16 protein-coding genes are annotated in these 14,970 nt (G+C 73.8%); 4 read left to right on the forward strand and 12 right to left on the reverse strand.

Features of this window, described 5'->3' with window-relative positions; all coding sequences use genetic code 11:
* Positions 1 to 69 precede the first annotated feature (69 nt).
* Both groL and groES read right to left on the reverse strand, forming a co-directional pair.
* A complete protein-coding gene (gene groL / locus OG900_15815; protein WUH91427.1) occupies positions 70 to 1,692 on the reverse strand; it encodes a chaperonin GroEL in 1,623 nt (540 codons plus the stop codon).
* Between the two features lie 132 nt (positions 1,693 to 1,824).
* Entirely contained in the window at positions 1,825 to 2,133 is a 309-nt protein-coding gene (gene groES, locus OG900_15820) for a co-chaperone GroES (GenBank protein ID WUH91428.1), read from the reverse strand.
* Between the two features lie 553 nt (positions 2,134 to 2,686).
* Here groES and OG900_15825 point away from each other — a divergent pair.
* Positions 2,687 to 3,868: a class I SAM-dependent methyltransferase gene (locus tag OG900_15825; protein ID WUH91429.1), complete on the forward strand. Its 1,182-nt coding sequence runs from the start codon at positions 2,687 to 2,689 to the stop codon at positions 3,866 to 3,868.
* A gap of 457 nt (positions 3,869 to 4,325) precedes the next feature.
* On the opposite strand, the gene OG900_15830 is transcribed toward OG900_15825, so the two are convergent.
* The 5 genes from OG900_15830 to tsaB form a co-directional block, all read right to left on the reverse strand.
* The gene (locus OG900_15830) at positions 4,326 to 5,156 is read right to left on the reverse strand and encodes a polysaccharide deacetylase family protein (GenBank protein ID WUH91430.1); all 831 of its coding nucleotides are present in this window, start codon (positions 5,154 to 5,156) and stop codon (positions 4,326 to 4,328) included.
* An 80-nt stretch (positions 5,157 to 5,236) separates the two neighbouring features.
* On the reverse strand, positions 5,237 to 5,509 hold the full coding sequence (locus tag OG900_15835; protein ID WUH91431.1) for a hypothetical protein: 273 nt from the start codon (positions 5,507 to 5,509) through the stop codon (positions 5,237 to 5,239).
* On the reverse strand, positions 5,506 to 6,663 hold the full coding sequence (gene tsaD / locus OG900_15840) for a tRNA (adenosine(37)-N6)-threonylcarbamoyltransferase complex transferase subunit TsaD (protein WUH91432.1): 1,158 nt from the start codon (positions 6,661 to 6,663) through the stop codon (positions 5,506 to 5,508). Before tsaD ends, OG900_15835 begins: the two co-directional genes overlap by 4 nt.
* The gene (rimI, locus tag OG900_15845; protein ID WUH95783.1) at positions 6,656 to 7,129 is read right to left on the reverse strand and encodes a ribosomal protein S18-alanine N-acetyltransferase; all 474 of its coding nucleotides are present in this window, start codon (positions 7,127 to 7,129) and stop codon (positions 6,656 to 6,658) included. Before rimI ends, tsaD begins: the two co-directional genes overlap by 8 nt.
* A 29-nt stretch (positions 7,130 to 7,158) precedes the next feature.
* Positions 7,159 to 7,824 (reverse strand): tRNA (adenosine(37)-N6)-threonylcarbamoyltransferase complex dimerization subunit type 1 TsaB, encoded by a 666-nt coding sequence (tsaB, locus tag OG900_15850; protein WUH91433.1) that lies wholly within the window; start codon positions 7,822 to 7,824, stop codon positions 7,159 to 7,161.
* Between the two features lie 133 nt (positions 7,825 to 7,957).
* On the opposite strand from tsaB, the gene OG900_15855 reads away from it, so the two are divergent.
* Entirely contained in the window at positions 7,958 to 8,506 is a 549-nt protein-coding gene (locus OG900_15855; GenBank protein ID WUH91434.1) for a hypothetical protein, read from the forward strand.
* Between the two features lie 73 nt (positions 8,507 to 8,579).
* On the opposite strand, the gene OG900_15860 is transcribed toward OG900_15855, so the two are convergent.
* The 4 genes from OG900_15860 to alr all read right to left on the reverse strand — a co-directional run bounded on the left by OG900_15860 (position 8,580) and on the right by alr (position 11,907).
* Complete coding sequence (locus OG900_15860) at positions 8,580 to 8,732, reverse strand: hypothetical protein (protein ID WUH91435.1); 153 nt, start codon at positions 8,730 to 8,732, stop codon at positions 8,580 to 8,582.
* A 228-nt stretch (positions 8,733 to 8,960) separates the two neighbouring features.
* A complete protein-coding gene (gene tsaE / locus OG900_15865; protein ID WUH91436.1) occupies positions 8,961 to 9,503 on the reverse strand; it encodes a tRNA (adenosine(37)-N6)-threonylcarbamoyltransferase complex ATPase subunit type 1 TsaE in 543 nt (180 codons plus the stop codon).
* Positions 9,504 to 9,563: 60 nt separating this feature from the next.
* A complete protein-coding gene (locus OG900_15870; GenBank protein WUH91437.1) occupies positions 9,564 to 10,772 on the reverse strand; it encodes an alpha/beta hydrolase in 1,209 nt (402 codons plus the stop codon).
* Complete coding sequence (gene alr, locus OG900_15875) at positions 10,765 to 11,907, reverse strand: alanine racemase (GenBank protein ID WUH91438.1); 1,143 nt, start codon at positions 11,905 to 11,907, stop codon at positions 10,765 to 10,767. Before alr ends, OG900_15870 begins: the two co-directional genes overlap by 8 nt.
* A 71-nt stretch (positions 11,908 to 11,978) precedes the next feature.
* On the opposite strand from alr, the gene OG900_15880 reads away from it, so the two are divergent.
* Complete coding sequence (locus OG900_15880; GenBank protein WUH91439.1) at positions 11,979 to 12,401, forward strand: hypothetical protein; 423 nt, start codon at positions 11,979 to 11,981, stop codon at positions 12,399 to 12,401.
* Positions 12,398 to 12,838, forward strand: coding sequence for a MarR family winged helix-turn-helix transcriptional regulator (locus tag OG900_15885; protein WUH91440.1), 441 nt, complete (start codon positions 12,398 to 12,400; stop codon positions 12,836 to 12,838). Before OG900_15880 ends, OG900_15885 begins: the two co-directional genes overlap by 4 nt.
* Before the next feature lie 629 nt (positions 12,839 to 13,467).
* Here the strand turns inward: OG900_15885 and OG900_15890 are convergent.
* Entirely contained in the window at positions 13,468 to 14,907 is a 1,440-nt protein-coding gene (locus OG900_15890) for an NAD(P)H-hydrate dehydratase (GenBank protein WUH91441.1), read from the reverse strand.
* Between the last annotated feature and the right edge of the window lie 63 nt (positions 14,908 to 14,970).

Raw genomic sequence — 14,970 nt, forward strand, 5'->3', positions numbered from 1 at the left:
GGCCGCACGGAAAGGGCGGCGCCCGCCGCCCCTGAGAGGGGTGGCGGGCGCCGGCCGGAAAAGGCGGGGTCAGTGCGAGTGGCCGTGGCCACCGGCAGCGGACTCCGGCTCCTCTTCCTTCTTCTCGACGACCAGCGTCTCGGTGGTGAGCAGCAGCGACGCGATGGACGCCGCGTTCTCCAGCGCGGAGCGGGTGACCTTGACCGGGTCGATGACGCCGGCCTTGACCAGGTCGCCGTATTCGCCGGTGGCCGCGTTGAAGCCGTGGCCCTTCTCGAGCTCGGCCACCTTGGCGGTGATCACGTAGCCCTCAAGGCCGGCGTTCTCGGCGATCCAGCGCAGCGGCTCGACGGCGGCGCGGCGGACGACGGCGACACCGGTGGCCTCGTCGCCCTCCTTGCCCAGGTTCTCGGCGAGTACCTTCACGGCGTGGACGAGGGCGGAGCCACCGCCGGAGACGATGCCCTCCTCGACGGCCGCGCGGGTCGCGGAGATCGCGTCCTCGAGACGGTGCTTCTTCTCCTTCAGCTCGACCTCGGTGGCCGCGCCGACACGGATGACGCAGACGCCGCCGGCCAGCTTGGCCAGCCGCTCCTGCAGCTTCTCGCGGTCCCAGTCGGAGTCGGTGGTGCCGATCTCCGCCTTGATCTGGTTGACGCGGCCCTCGATCTCGGACTTGTCGCCCGCACCGTCGACGAGAGTGGTCTCGTCCTTGGTGATGGTGGCGCGGCGGGCGGTGCCCAGCAGGTCCAGACCGGCCTGGTCGAGCTTGAGGCCGACCTCCTCGGCGATGACGGTCGCACCGGTGAGGGTGGCGATGTCGCCGAGCATGGCCTTGCGGCGGTCACCGAAGCCGGGCGCCTTGACCGCGACGGCGTTGAACGTGCCGCGGATCTTGTTGACGACCAGGGTCGACAGCGCCTCGCCCTCGACGTCCTCGGCGATGATCAGCAGCGGCTTGGAGCCACCCGCCTGGATGATCTTCTCCAGCAGCGGCAGCAGGTCCTGGATCGAGGAGATCTTGCCCTGGTGGATCAGCACGTACGGGTCGTCGAGGACGGCCTCCATACGCTCCTGGTCCGTCACGAAGTACGGCGACAGGTAGCCCTTGTCGAAGGCCATGCCCTCGGTGAACTCCAGGTCCAGGCCGAAGGTGTTGGACTCCTCGACGGTGATCACACCGTCCTTGCCGACCTTGTCCATGGCCTCGGCGATCAGCTCGCCGACCTGCTTGTCCTGCGCGGACAGGGCGGCGACGGCCGCGATGTCCTCCTTGCCCTCGATGGCGCGGGCGGTGGCCAGCAGCTCGTCGGAGACCGCCTTGACGGCCGCGTCGATGCCCTTCTTGAGCGAGGCGGGGGACGCGCCGGCCGCCACGTTGCGCAGGCCCTCGCGGACCAGCGCCTGGGCGAGGACAGTCGCGGTGGTGGTGCCGTCACCCGCGATGTCGTTGGTCTTGGTCGCCACCTCCTTGACGAGCTGGGCGCCCAGGTTCTCGTACGGGTCCTCCAGCTCGACCTCACGGGCGATGGTCACGCCGTCGTTGGTGATGGTCGGGGCACCGAACTTCTTGTCGATGACGACGTTGCGGCCCTTGGGGCCGATCGTCACCTTCACGGTGTCGGCGAGCTTGTTGACGCCGCGCTCCAGGGCGCGACGGGCGTCCTCGTCGAACTTAAGAATCTTGGCCATGCCTGCGAACTACCTCGTCTACTCGTCTAATCACGTCGTCACGGACGGTAAGGACGGCGAAAAAACCGCCCCGGGACCCGGCCTCAAGGACAGGGACTCCCGGGGCGGGATCACGGCTGTGCAGCCGGGGAATTACTTCTCGATGATCGCGAGAACGTCGCGGGCCGAGAGGACGAGGTACTCCTCGCCGTTGTACTTCACCTCGGTGCCGCCGTACTTGCTGTACAGCACGACGTCGCCCACGGCGACGTCGAGCGGCAGGCGGTTGCCGTCCTCGAAGCGGCCCGGACCCACGGCCAGGACGACGCCCTCCTGGGGCTTCTCCTTCGCCGTGTCCGGAATGACCAGGCCCGAGGCCGTGGTCTGCTCGGCGTCGAGCGGCTGGACCACGATGCGGTCCTCAAGCGGCTTGATGGCAACCTTGGTGCTGGCGGTCGTCACGATCCGACCTCCCCCTTCAAAGGGCTCACGGGAGTGTCTGTCTGGGTCGGCGACCTGGTAGGCCCGTCGTCGCGGGTGCCGGACCTGCCCGTCGCTGTTGTTCTGGCACTCAGCGGGGCCGAGTGCCAAAAGCGAGACTAGGACGCCTTTAGCACTCGGTCAAGCGGAGTGCCAGCCACACCACTCCATCCGGGGTACCCCGACCCCCCATCCGCCCCCACTCGGCGACGGCCGCCACCCCCCACCCACCGTCGTATGCCGACGGACCGCAACGCCCCCAGGGGCGCGAGGAACGGCGCGCGTAACCCACCACACGCCGTCCTGTGCGGACGAACGGCCACCACCCCAGGGGCGCGTGGGGGTACCCCCACGCGCCCCTGGGTGGCACCCCCTTGCCGAAAGGCACCGCACAGCCACCGCGCCAGCGGAAGGGCACCCCCTTGCCGAAGGGGAACCCCCCGGGCCCGGGGAATGGCACGCCCTGGTGGAAGGGCCACCGCCCAGGCGCCGCGGCAGCGGGAGGGCGCCGCCGGGCGGAGGGGAGAATGGGGGCGTGACGCCCGAGGATCTTGAGGGATTGCTGACCGCCGAAGGGCAAGTGCTGCTGGCCGGGCTGCGGGAGCACGACCCCGTGAACGACCTGGCGGCAGCCACGCGTCTGCGGCGTACCCACGCCGCGGACCTGGTGGCGGCGGCCCTGGCCCAAACGCGCCTGCGCCAACGCGCCGTCGCCAAGTTCGGCCCGGTCGACGCCCACCGGATGTACTTCACGCCGCACGGTCTGGAGCAGTCCACCCGCGCGTCGGTGGCGACCCACCGGGCCGCCAGATTCGCGGACTTCGGGCCCGCGGCCGTCGCGGACCTGTGCTGCGGCGTCGGCGGCGACGTCATCGCCATGCTGCGGGCCGGCCTGTCGGTCACCGCCGTCGACCGCGACCCGCTGACCTGCGCGGTGGTCAGCGCGAACGCCGCCGCGCTCGGCCTGGCCGACCGCCTTGAGGTCAGGTGCGCGGACGTGCTGGACGCCGGTACGGGCGGCCTGGACGGCGTCTTCGTGGACCCGGCCCGCCGCACGGCGAGGGGCAGGGTCTTCGACCCGGAGGCGTATTCGCCGCCGCTGTCGTGGGCGCTCGGCGCGGCGGCGTCCGGTGCGCCCGGGGCGGTGAAGGTCGCCCCCGGCATCCCGCACGAGGCGGTGCCGCCCGCCGCGGAGGCCGAGTGGATCTCGGACGGCGGCGACGTGAAGGAGGCGGTGCTGTGGTTCGACGGCCGCGGCGACCGCGTACGGCCCGGCGGCCGCCGCGCGACCCTGCTCCCGTCGGGCGCCACCCTGGTCGGGCGCGGCCTGCCCGACCCCCCGGTGCGGCCGGTCGGGCGCTACCTCTACGAGCCGGACGGCGCCGTCATCCGCGCGCATCTCGTGGCCGAGGTCGCGGAGGAAGTACGCGGCGGGCTGATCGACGCCACGATCGCGTACGTCACCGCCGACGAGTTGCGGCCCACGCCGTTCGCCACCGCGTACGAGGTCACCGACGTCCTGCCCTTCGGGCTGAAGCGGCTCAAGGCGCTGGTGCGCGAACGCGAGGTCGGTGTCCTCACCGTCAAGAAGCGCGGCTCCGCCGTGGACCCGGAGGACCTCCGCCGCCGCGTAAGGCCTCGCGGCCCGCACTCCACGACGGTCTTCCTCACGAGGGCCTCCGGCGCTCCCACGATGCTCCTGGCCCACCCGGCGTAACTGTCCGGACGCGCCCTTCCCCGCGCACGGGGGGGTGCCCTTTCGGCAAGGGCGCCTTCCCCCGGGCACGGGGGGGTGCCCTTTCGGCAGGGGGGCGCCTTCCCCGGGCGCGGGGGTGTGGGGTGCCTCTTCGGCAGGGGGTGCCCCCACGCGCCCCTGGGGTGGTGGCGGTCCGTCGCCACACGACGGCGAGTGGTGGGTTGCGCGCGCCGTTCCCCGCGCCCCTGGGGGCGCCGCCCTACGCAGCGGCGCCCACGCGGCGCCAGCCGCGGATCGGGGGCGGGCCCGCGGCCCTGGGGGGCACCCCCTTACGCAGCGGCGCCCACGCGGCGCCAGCCGCACATCAGGTGCAGGCCCGCGCCCCTGGGGGGCACCCCCTTACGCAGCAGCGCCCACGCGGCGCCAGCCGCGGATCGGGGGCGGGCCCGCGGCCCTGGGGGGCGTCGCCGTGCGTCGGCTAGACGTAGTCGTCGAGCCGGGCCAGGGTGAAACCCTGCGAGGCAACTTGCCGCAGCAGGTTGGCGGTCATCACCGTCATGGTTTCCCCCTTGAGCTGCGCGGGCCCGCGAAAGTGGGCCAGAATGATGTCACCCGGGTGAAATTTCTTGTCCGGGCGCTGGAACTGCACCTTCTTGATCTGCATCGACTCGCGCCAGAGAATCATCGCCCGCAGACCCCCGCAGGATGCGACCGCGGCCCGCGTGTCGGCGTTGTAGTTGCCGTACGGCGGCCGGAAGAGCCCGGGAGCCGTCCCGTATTCGTGCGTGAGCTTCTCCTGCTGAAAGCAGATTTCGTGCTTCTGCTGCGCCAACGACCGTGTGTGCAGGTCGGGGTGACTGAGCGTGTGGTTCTGTATGGAATTGCCGAGGGCCTGGAGCGGGCGGAAGAAGCCGTAGTCGTTCTTGATGACGTCGTCGGTCAGGAACATCGTGAAGGGGATTCTCAGGTCCCGCATCATCTGAACGAATTTGGGGTCCTTCTCCGCGCCGTCGTCGAAGGTCAGGAAGACTATTTTCTGGTCGGTCGGTATGTCGCTGACGACGGGTATCGTCCCGTCACCCGTGTGTATCGGTTTGACCGCGGGCGGGGCGGGCGGCGGGGGGAGGAGCGGGAGGCCCCATTTGCGGAAGCCGGCCGCGCGGTCGTCGGTCGGGGAGGGCTTCGGGGTGGGGGTGGGCGCCGTGGTGCGGGGCGGGGGCGCCGGGGAGTGTGTGGCGTCGGTCGCCGTGCAGGCCGTGGTGAGGAGCAGGGCCAGGAGCAGGAGGACAGTTCCGCGTGGTGCGCGCATGGGGGAGGGACCCTACGTCGGGTGCTGCTACGTCGTGGTACGAGCACTCGGCGGCGCGCTCACCTTGGACGAGGCGTTTTTCAGCCCGCTGGTTCCACCGCGACGGAGCTGAACCGCCAGCGGTGGACGTCGCGGCGCACCAGGTCGGCGGGCGGCTGGGCCAGTTCGGGCACGGCGTCGTCGTATGCGGCGTCCCACCAGGTCAGGACGAGGACGCGGTCACCGGGCGCGGTGAGGAATTCGCGGCGCAGGAAGCCGCCGGGCAGTGCGGCGGCGGCTTCCCGGGCCCAGGCGAGGAGTTCGGGGCCGCGGCCCTTGGCGGCGGCGGCCTCCCACATGAGGGTGACGCTCATCCGTAGAGGTTGCCTTCGCCGACCTCGTGCGAGTGCGCGTGCGCGTGGCCGTGCCCGTGCCGGTGCGCCTCAATGCCAGCCCCGACGCCGGCGCCGGCGTCCACGTGCGTGTGCCCCGGCACGGACACCTCGGTGACCGGCAGCGAGGAGTCGGCCGGGAGGTCGAAGGTGGACGAGGGGCGCCCTCGGGCGACCATTTCCGCGCCCAGCGCGGCCACCATGGCGCCGTTGTCGGTGCACAGGCCGGGGCGCGGCACCCGGAGGCGGATTCCGGCGCCCTCGCAGCGTTCCAGGGCCAGGGAGCGCAGCCGGGAGTTGGCGGCGACTCCCCCGCCGATCATCAGGTGGTCGACGCCGTTGTCCTTGCAGGCCCTCAGGGCTTTACGGGTCAGCACGTCGACCACGGCCTCCTGGAAGGACGCGGCCACGTCGGCGACGGGGACGTCCTGGCCGTCCCTGCGGCGGGCCTCGACCCAGCGGGCGACGGCGGTCTTGAGGCCGGAGAAGGAGAAGTCGTAGAGCGGGTCGCGGCCGCCGGTCAGGCCCCGGGGGAAGGCGATGGCGGCGGGGTCGCCCTCGCGGGCGTAGCGGTCGATCGCGGGGCCGCCGGGGAAGCCGAGGCCGAGGACCCGGGCGACCTTGTCGAAGGCCTCGCCGGCCGCGTCGTCGATGGTGGCGCCCAGCGGGCGTACGTCGCCGGTGATGTCGGGGGCCAGCAGCAGCGAGGAGTGGCCGCCGGAGACCAGCAGCGCCATCGTCGGCTCGGGCAGGGGGCCGTGTTCGAGCTGGTCGACGCAGATGTGCGAGGCGAGGTGGTTGACGCCGTAGAGCGGCTTGCCGAGCGCGTAGGCGTACGCCTTGGCCGCCGACACCCCGACCAGCAGCGCGCCCGCGAGGCCGGGGCCGGCGGTCACGGCGATGGCGTCGAGGTCGCCCGCGGTCACGCCGGCCTGCTTGAGCGCCCGCTGGATGGTGGGGACCATCGCCTCCAGGTGGGCGCGGCTGGCGACCTCCGGGACGACGCCGCCGTAGCGGGCGTGCTCGTCGACGCTGGAGGCGACGGCGTCGGCGAGCAGGGTGTGCCCGCGGACGATGCCGACGCCGGTCTCGTCGCACGAGGTCTCGATGCCGAGCACTAGGGGTTCGTCAGCCATGGAATTCCTCAGCCAGGTTCTGTGCCGGGTCGGCGCGGCGCATGACGAGCGCGTTGACGTTGCCCGGCTGGTAGTAGCCCTTGCGGATGCCGATCGGCTCGAAGCCGAAGCGCTGGTAGAGCCGCTGGGCGCGGGCGTTGTCGACCCGTACTTCGAGCAGCACCTCGTGGCATTCCGCGGCGGTCGCGGCCCGCAGCAGGGCGGTGAGCAGCCGGGAGCCGAGCCCGGTGCTCCAGTGGTCGCGGGCGACCGCGATGGTCTGGACGTCGCCGGTGCCCGCGATCGCGGCGAGCCCCGCATAGCCGGCGATACGGCCGTCGGGGGTCTCCGCGACGAGGTAGGTCCGCGTGGCGGCCGGGTGCCTGGTGTCGGCGATCTCCGACCAGAACATGCCGCGGGACCAGGCGTCGTCGGGGAAGAGGGCGACTTCGAGTGCGACGACCCGGTCCAGGTCCCACCAGCGCATGTCGCGCAGGACCACGTCGTTCAGGTCGTTCACTTCGGCAGGACCGCCTTGTAGCCGGCGGGCACCTGGGCGTCGGGGCGGCGCAGGTAGAGCGGCAGCGCGGGGGCGAAGGCCTCGCCCGCGGCCAGCCGGTGGGCGGCGAGCGCGGCGAGCGAGCCGGCCGACTGGTGGGCGGGGTCGGGGCGGCGGTCGGTGAAGGCCTCGGGGTAGAGCGCGGCGCCGGCGCCGACGGCGGGCAGCGCGAGGACGTCCTGCGGCAGGTCGGCGGCGCGGTTCACCGCGGGCTCGGTGACGCGGACGGCGGGGCCGTCGTAGCGGGCCCAGTAGACCTCTTTGCGGCGGGCGTCGGTGGCGACCGTGAAGGGTCCGGCCAGGCCCGCCTCGCCCGCGGCCCAGGCGAGGCCGTCGAGGGTGCACACGCCGTGCACGGGGATGTCCAGGGCGTCGCCGAAGGACGCGGCGGTGACCAGGCCGACCCGCAGCCCGGTGTAGGGGCCGGGTCCGACGCCGACGACGACGCCGGTGACGTCGGCGAGCGCACGGCCCGCGGTGGCCAGGACCCGGTCGATGGCGGGCACCAGCAGTTCGCCGTGCCGGCGCGCGTCGACGACCGTGGACTCGGCGAGCACCCGCTCCCCGTCGTGCAGGGCGGCGGTGACGGCGGGCGTGGCGGTGTCGAAGGCAAGCAGCAGCACGCCCCCAGGGTACGGGCAGGGCCCGTACGGCCGCGGCGGTGGTGTGCGGGCTCTGGCCCAGGGCGGCGGAGGCGGCCGCGGCGGCTGCTACCGTCAGCGGGGAGTAGGCGCGCAACCCGACCGGAGGACTTCCGTGGCAATCAAAGCCGGCACCCTCGTCACGGGACTGACCGCGGCGGCCATGGTGGTGATCGCGGTGATGGCCGCGCAGGCGTCGGGTTCGGCGCCGAAGGGCCCGGCGGCGGCGCATTCCGCGGCCCCGCCGCAGAAGTCCGCCTCGGTCAAGCCGAAGCCGAGGACGTATCCGCTGCCCCTGCACTCGGGTGTCGGCAAGCGCGTCGTCTACGGCGTCTCCGCGCAGCGGGTGTGGCTGGTGGACGACGGCAACAAGGTGGTGCGCACCTATCCGGTGGTCGCCGGCAATGTGAAGCCGTCCAAGGGGCTGCACCATGTCTTCTTCCGGCGCGAGGTGGGCGTCGGCGGTGACGGCAAGCAGGTCGAGCACACGGTGCTCTTCGCGATGACCGGCGGGGTGAACATCGGTTTCAGCGCGGCCGTCGACGGCTCGCTGACCAAGCCGGACCCGGCGAAGCAGAATGCGGCGATCCGGGCGACGCGCGCCGACACCGCGGCGATGTGGCAGTTCGCGACGGTGGGCAGCGCCATCGACGTGATGCCCTGACGGCTCGGCGCACTGCTGCGGGCAGCGCGGGCGTGGCATATTGCCGCGCCCGCTGTTTTTTCACCCGTACGGGCTATGCCGCGTCCTCGTCGGGGACGCCGGCGGGGGCCTCGGGCCGCGGTGCGGCGGGCGGCGGGGTGGAGATCCGGCGGGCCGCCTCTGCGGCGGCGAGCAGGTCGCGGAAGGTGGGGGCGGGCTGGTGGTCCTGGGGGTCGTGGGCCGACATGGTGCCTCCCCGAGCGGTGGAAGTTAGGCAGCCCTAAGCGGGCCCCTGGGAACCAGGACACCACGGGTGCCGGTCCCCACGCAACATCTTCCCGACAGCCTGTCGGTTCATGCCGCGCCCGCTCGGGGCCCTCCCGCCGTTCAAGGCCTGCACGACGGCCGTCAGTTCCGCTCGGGCCTGTCCCGCCCCTCGGACCTCAGGGGCCGCTCGGGCGCTCCGGTCCCTCCCTCAGACCTCCAGCGCCGCCAGGTCCGTACCGGCCCAACGCGGGCCGATGCCGCTGACGGTGACCACCCTGGCGTCGTCGTCGGCTTCGGGGGTGGAGCCCACCGTGCGCTCGATGACGACCTGCAGGCGGGCCTCGGACAGCTCCTCGACCTTGCCCTCGCCCCACTCGACGACCACCACCGACTCCGGCAGCGACACGTCGAGGTCCAGGTCCTCCATCTCGTCCAGGCCGCCGCCCAGCCGGTAGGCGTCCACGTGGACCAGGGCGGGGCCGCCGGTCAGCGAGGGGTGGACGCGGGCGATGACGAAGGTCGGCGAAGTGACGGCGCCGCGTACGCCCAGGCCCTCGCCCAGGCCCCGGGTCAGGGTGGTCTTCCCCGCGCCCAGCTCGCCGTTGAGCAGGACCAGGTCGCCGGGGTCGAGCAGCGCGGCGAGGCGTCGCCCCAGGTCACGCATGCGCTCGGCGGTACGTACGGTGATCCGGACGGCAGGGGGGAGCCGGTCCTGAGTGCCCGCCGGGAACGGGTCGTGCGGTGTGCCCATGACCGCGAAGCCTACGCGCCGACCCGCACACCCCGCCCGTCCGCGACCCGTCCGGCCGCCTTACGCCTCGCCCGCCGCCGCCAGCTCGCGCAGCCCGTCGGCGACCGGTGCCCGCACCGAGTCCGCGGCATGGGCGATCAGCAGCGCGAGGGCCGAATTCACCAGCTCGGGCCGTTCGAAGATCACCAGGTGCCCGGCGCCCGGCACGACCACCAGCTCGGCCTCGGGGAGCTTCTCGGCGATCTCGGTGCTGTGCGCGCTGGGCGTCAGCAGGTCCTTGTCCCCGGCCATCACCAGGGCCGGCAGCCCGTCCAGCACGGCGAGCGCGTCGCCCTTCTCGTGCTCGGTGAAGGCCGGGTAGAACTCGGCGACCACGTCGATCGGCGTCGACTCGATCAGCCGCTCGGCGAACCGCCCGACCGCCGGGTCCACGTCCGAGCCGAACGAATAGCGCTTGATGATCCCGGCGAAGAGCTCGGCGGTGGCCCGCCGCGCCCGCTCCACCAGGTCGGCCTGGCTGCCCATGACCTTCAGCAGGCCCGGCGCGACCGCGCGGAAGGCCCGCGCGCCGACCGCGGGCAGCCCCAGGGTGACCGCGGCCAGCTTGCCCGAGGACGTCGAGATGAAGCCGACCCCGGCGACCCGCTCGCGGACGTAGTCCGGGTACTGGTCGGCGAAGGCCATCACCGTCATGCCGCCCATCGAGTGGCCGACCAGCACGACCGGCCCCTCCGGCGCGCACGCGTCGAGCACGGCCTTCAGGTCGCGGCCCAGCTGGTCGATGGTCGCGGGGGCGCCCGCGGCCTGGTCGCGGCCGCGCTCGCTGCGGCCGTGGCTGCGCTGGTCCCAGTAGACCGCCCGCACCGAGCCGCGCAGGGCCGCCCGCTGGAAGTGCCAGGAGTCCTGGTTGAGGCAGTAGCCGTGCGAGAAGACCACGGTGACCGGCAGCGGCGCGGCCCCGCCGCCCCTGCGCCCGCGCCGCCAGCCGCGGCGCGCGGGCGGCTCCGCCACCTCGACGGGCGTGATGTCCTCGGTCTCGAAATACAGCTCGGTGCCGTCCTCCGCGGTCGCGGTGCCCGGCACCCCGCGCAGATTCCCGTAGGGCCCGGTCGCGTCCAGCGCCAGCTGCGCCTTGCGCCGCACCCCGCGCCCGACGGTGACCCGCTCGATCGCCAGCCCGGCGGCGGCCCCCGCGGCCGCCACCCCGATCGCGGCACCGACCAGCCCGGCCCGCTCCCACTTCACGCCTGCTCCCACCTGCTCAGCCACGCCCCCCGTACACCCGCGGCACCCGGCCGCCGATGCGGGTGACGATCTCGTACGCGATGGTGCCGCACGCCCGCGCCCAGTCCTCCGCGGTCGGCTCGCCCCGGTCGCCGGGCCCGAACAGCAGGACCTCGTCCCCCGCGGCCGCGGCGTCGCCGCCGAGGTCCACCACGAACTGGTCCATCGCCACCCGTCCCGCCACCGTCCGCCACTTCCCGGCCACCAGCACCGGGCCCGCACCGGACGCATGCCGCGGCACACCGTCTGCGTACCCCAGCGGGACCAGCGCAAGCGTCGTCGGACCCGGCGTCACATAGTGGTGGCCGTAACTGACCCCGTGGCCGCCGGGCACCTGCTTGACGCTGGCCAGCCGGGCGGCGAGCGTCATCACCGGGCGCAGCCCGAAGTCCGAGGGCCCGCCGACCTGCGGCACCGGGGAGATGCCGTACATGGCCACGCCGGGCCGCACCAGGTCGAAGTGCGACTCCGGCAGCGTCAAGGTGCCGGGCGAGTTGGCGATATGCCGCACCTCCGGGTCGAGCCCGGCGTCGGCGGCCTGCGCGAGCGCGGTACGGAAGACGCCCAACTCGCGCTCGATCGACGGGTGACCGGGCTCGTCGGCGCAGGAGAAGTGCGCCCACAGGCCGGTGACCCGGATCAGCCCCGCCTTCTCCGCCGCCCTCGCCGCGGCGGTCAGCGCCGGCCACTGCGCGGGCTGCGCGCCGTTGCGGCCGAGTCCCGCGTCGACCTTGAGCTGTACGCGCGCGGTGCGGCCCGCGGCACGCGCCGCGGCCACCGCCTCCTCCAGCGCCCAGTGCGCGCTGACCGTCACGTCGACGTCGGCCTCCACGCAGTCCCGCCAGGGGCCGCCAGGGGTCCACAGCCAGCACAGCACCCGGCCGCCGACACCGGCCGCGCGCAGCGCCAGCGCCTCCTCGGGCGTGGCCACGCCCAGCCAGGTGGCGCCGCCCTCCAGCGCGGCCCTCGCGCACGGCACCATGCCGTGGCCGTACGCGTCGGCCTTCACGACCGCCATGAAGGCCGCACCGGGGGCCTTGGCCCGCAGCGCGGCGACGTTCGCCCGCAAGGCGTCCAGGTCGATCTGCGCCCAGCCGCGCCCGCTCGTCATGTCGTTCATCCAGGTCAGTGTCTCAGGCGTGGGTCATGGTTGCCCTTGACGGCTCGATAGTATGCGCGCATACTAAAAGCATGATGACTCTGGGAACGGCACGCATCACCTCGTCCGCGACCCCCGGCGCCTTCTTCGACCGCTGGGCGGACATGGCGACCTGGCCCGAGTGGAATGCCGACACCGAATGGGTCCGGCTCGACGGCCCCTTCACGCCCGGCGCCACGGGTGTCCTCAAGCCCAAGGGGGCGCCGAAGGTGCCCTTCGTGGTGGCCGCGCTCGTCCCCGGCCGGGAGTTCACCGACGTCTCCAAGCTCGTCGGGGCCCGGCTGACCTTCCGCCACCTCGTCTCCGCCACGGCCGAGGGGTCCACCCGGGTGGACGTCACCGCGACCCTCCGCGGCCCCCTCGCCCGCGTCTGGAACCTCGCCCTCGGCAAGGGCATCGCCGCCACCCTCCAGGCCGACCTGGACCGCCTCGGCGTGGCGGCGGAAGCCGCATGAGCCTCGCGACGTCCTTCGGCTCCGCCGAGGAGAGCCCGGGGCTGCTGCTCTGGCAGGTCACCAACCGCTGGCAGGCCGCCCAGCGCGCGGCCCTGCGGCCCCACGGCCTCACCCACGTCCAGTTCGTCCTCCTCGCCTCCCTCACGTACCTCCAGGACTCCGACTCCCCCGTCACCCAGCGGCGGCTCGCCGATCACGCGGCGACCGATCCGATGATGACGTCGCAAGTCCTCCGCACCCTGGAATCCCGCGGTCTCCTCACCCGCCACGCCCACCCCGGCGATGCGAGGGCGCGAGCGCTGGCTGTGACGACCGAGGGTCGCGACGTCGCGAACCGCGCGGTGAGCTCGGTGGAGGCCTGCGACGCCTCCTTCTTCTCCCCTCTGGGCCCCGAGACGGCCCCCTTCGCAGCGGCCCTCCGCACCCTCCGCCAGTAGCCTGCGGCCCGCACAGTTACGCCCCCGGATGCCACCCCCTGCGGGGTGCCGTTACGGACTCCCCGGTGCCGCTGCGTGGTGGTTGCGCGCGCAGTTCTCCCCCAGAGCTTCGCCTGGGGGTACCCCCACGCGCCCCTGGGGTGGCAGCCCCGTCCTGTTGCGTTCACAGTTGCGGTCCGCTCTGGCTGGTCGCGCAGTTCCCCGCGCCCCTTTGGGCCTGCGTCCTCCGCCGCCCAGCCTTCGCCCCTGCCAGGGGCTGGGCTCTGCGCGGGAGGATGACCGTTTTTCAGGGGCGCGTGGGGGTACCCCCAGACGAAGCTCTGGGGGGGTACCCCCACGGAGCGACAAGCCACGACGGACCGTCGTGTGGCAACGGACGGCCACCATCCCAGGGGCGCGTGGGGGTACCCCCAGGCGAAGCTCTGGGGGAGAACTGCGCGCCCCGCCGACAAGGCGGGAAAGAAAGCAACGCCACCGCAAGGGGCACCCACCCAGGGGCTCGTGGGGGTACCCCCAGGCGAAGCGCTGGGGGAGAACTGCGAGACCGGCCACCCACGCAGCGGCACCGTGGAGTCCGTAACGGCACCCCGCAGGGAGTGGCACCCGGGGGCGTAACGGCGGGCCGCAGGCTAGGTCTTGGCGTTGCGCCACGCCGTGGGGAGGGAGTCTGCCACGTCGAGGGCGGTGAGGGGGGTGGGGGTGAGGCGGGCCGCCAGGCCGTGGAGGTAGGCGGCGAGGGAGGCAGCCGCGGGGGCCGGGAGAGACGTGGCCAGGAGGGCCCCGGCGAGGCCGGAGAGGACGTCACCGCTGCCGGCCGTGGCGAGCCACGGCGTCCCGGTGGGGTTGACCCGGACCGGGTCGGAGGAGGTGGCCGAGGCCACCAGCGTGGTGGACCCCTTGAGAAGAACCGTCGCACGGAAGGCGTCGGCAAGGTCGCGTACCGAGGAGAGGCGCGCGGCCTCGACGTCCTCGCGCGGCCGCCCGAGGAGCGCGGCGGCCTCACCCGCGTGCGGCGTGAGCACGGTCGGCGCGGTCCGGGCAAGGACCGCGTCCCGGGACATCAGCCGGAGCCCGTCCGCGTCGATGAGCACCGGCACATCCGTGGCGAGGACTTCCGCGACCGCGGCCCTGGCGGCGGCCGAGTCGCCGAGCCCGGGTCCGACGACCCACGCCTGGACGCGGCCCGCGTCGTGCGGGGATCCGGTGGAGACCAGCGTCTCGGGGTGCCGGGCGAGGACGGCGGCCGCGCCACCGCCGACGTAGCGGACGGCTCCCGCGCCGCCGCGGATGGCGCCGGAGACGGCGAGGACCGCGGCGCCGGGGTAGCGGTCGGACCCGGCGACGACCCCGACCACGCCTCGCCGGTATTTGTCGCTCTCGCCGCCCGGCCGCGGCAGCAGCGCGGCGACGTCGGCGTGCTGGAGGGCCTCGACCGCGGGAGCGCCCAGGTGGGGGCCGAGGCCGATGTCGATGAGCCGCAGGGCGCCGGCGAGTTCGGCGGCGGGGTCGATGAGCAGGCCGGGCTTGTACGTGCCGAAGGTGACGGTGACGTCGGCGCGGACGGCTTCGCCGGTGACCTCTCCGGTGTCGGCGTCGACGCCGCTGGGCAGGTCGACGGCGACGACGGCGGCCCGGGTGTCGTACGCGGCCCGCATGAGGTCGGCGGCCTGCGGGCGGAGTCCGCCCTTGCCGCCGATGCCGACGATCCCGTCGTAGACGAGGTGCGCGCGGGTGACGGCCGCGAGGCCGTCGCGGTCGTCCACGACCCGGCCGCCGGCGGCCCGCAGCGCCGCGAGGCCGCCGGTGTGCGCCCGCTCGGGCGCCAGCAGGACGGCGGTGACCCCGGCGCCGCGGCGGGCGAGGCGCGCGCCCGCGTAGAGGGCGTCACCGCCGTTCGCGCCGCTTCCCGCGACCACGACGACCCGGGCGCCGTAGACGCGCCCCAGGACGTCGGCGCCGACGGCCGCGAGCCCGGTGGCGGCCCGCTGCATGAGCGTGCCTTCCGGCAGCCGCGCCATGAGCGCGGCCTCCGCGTCCCGTACGGCCTGGACCGTGTGCGCGTACCTCATCGCGTGCCCTCCCGTCGCCTTGCCCCCGACGATACGTACCGCCCGCCACCGCGGCACCCCGGC

The sequence above is a fragment of the Streptomyces sp. NBC_00433 genome (assembly GCA_036015235.1).
GTDB lineage: Bacteria > Actinomycetota > Actinomycetes > Streptomycetales > Streptomycetaceae > Actinacidiphila.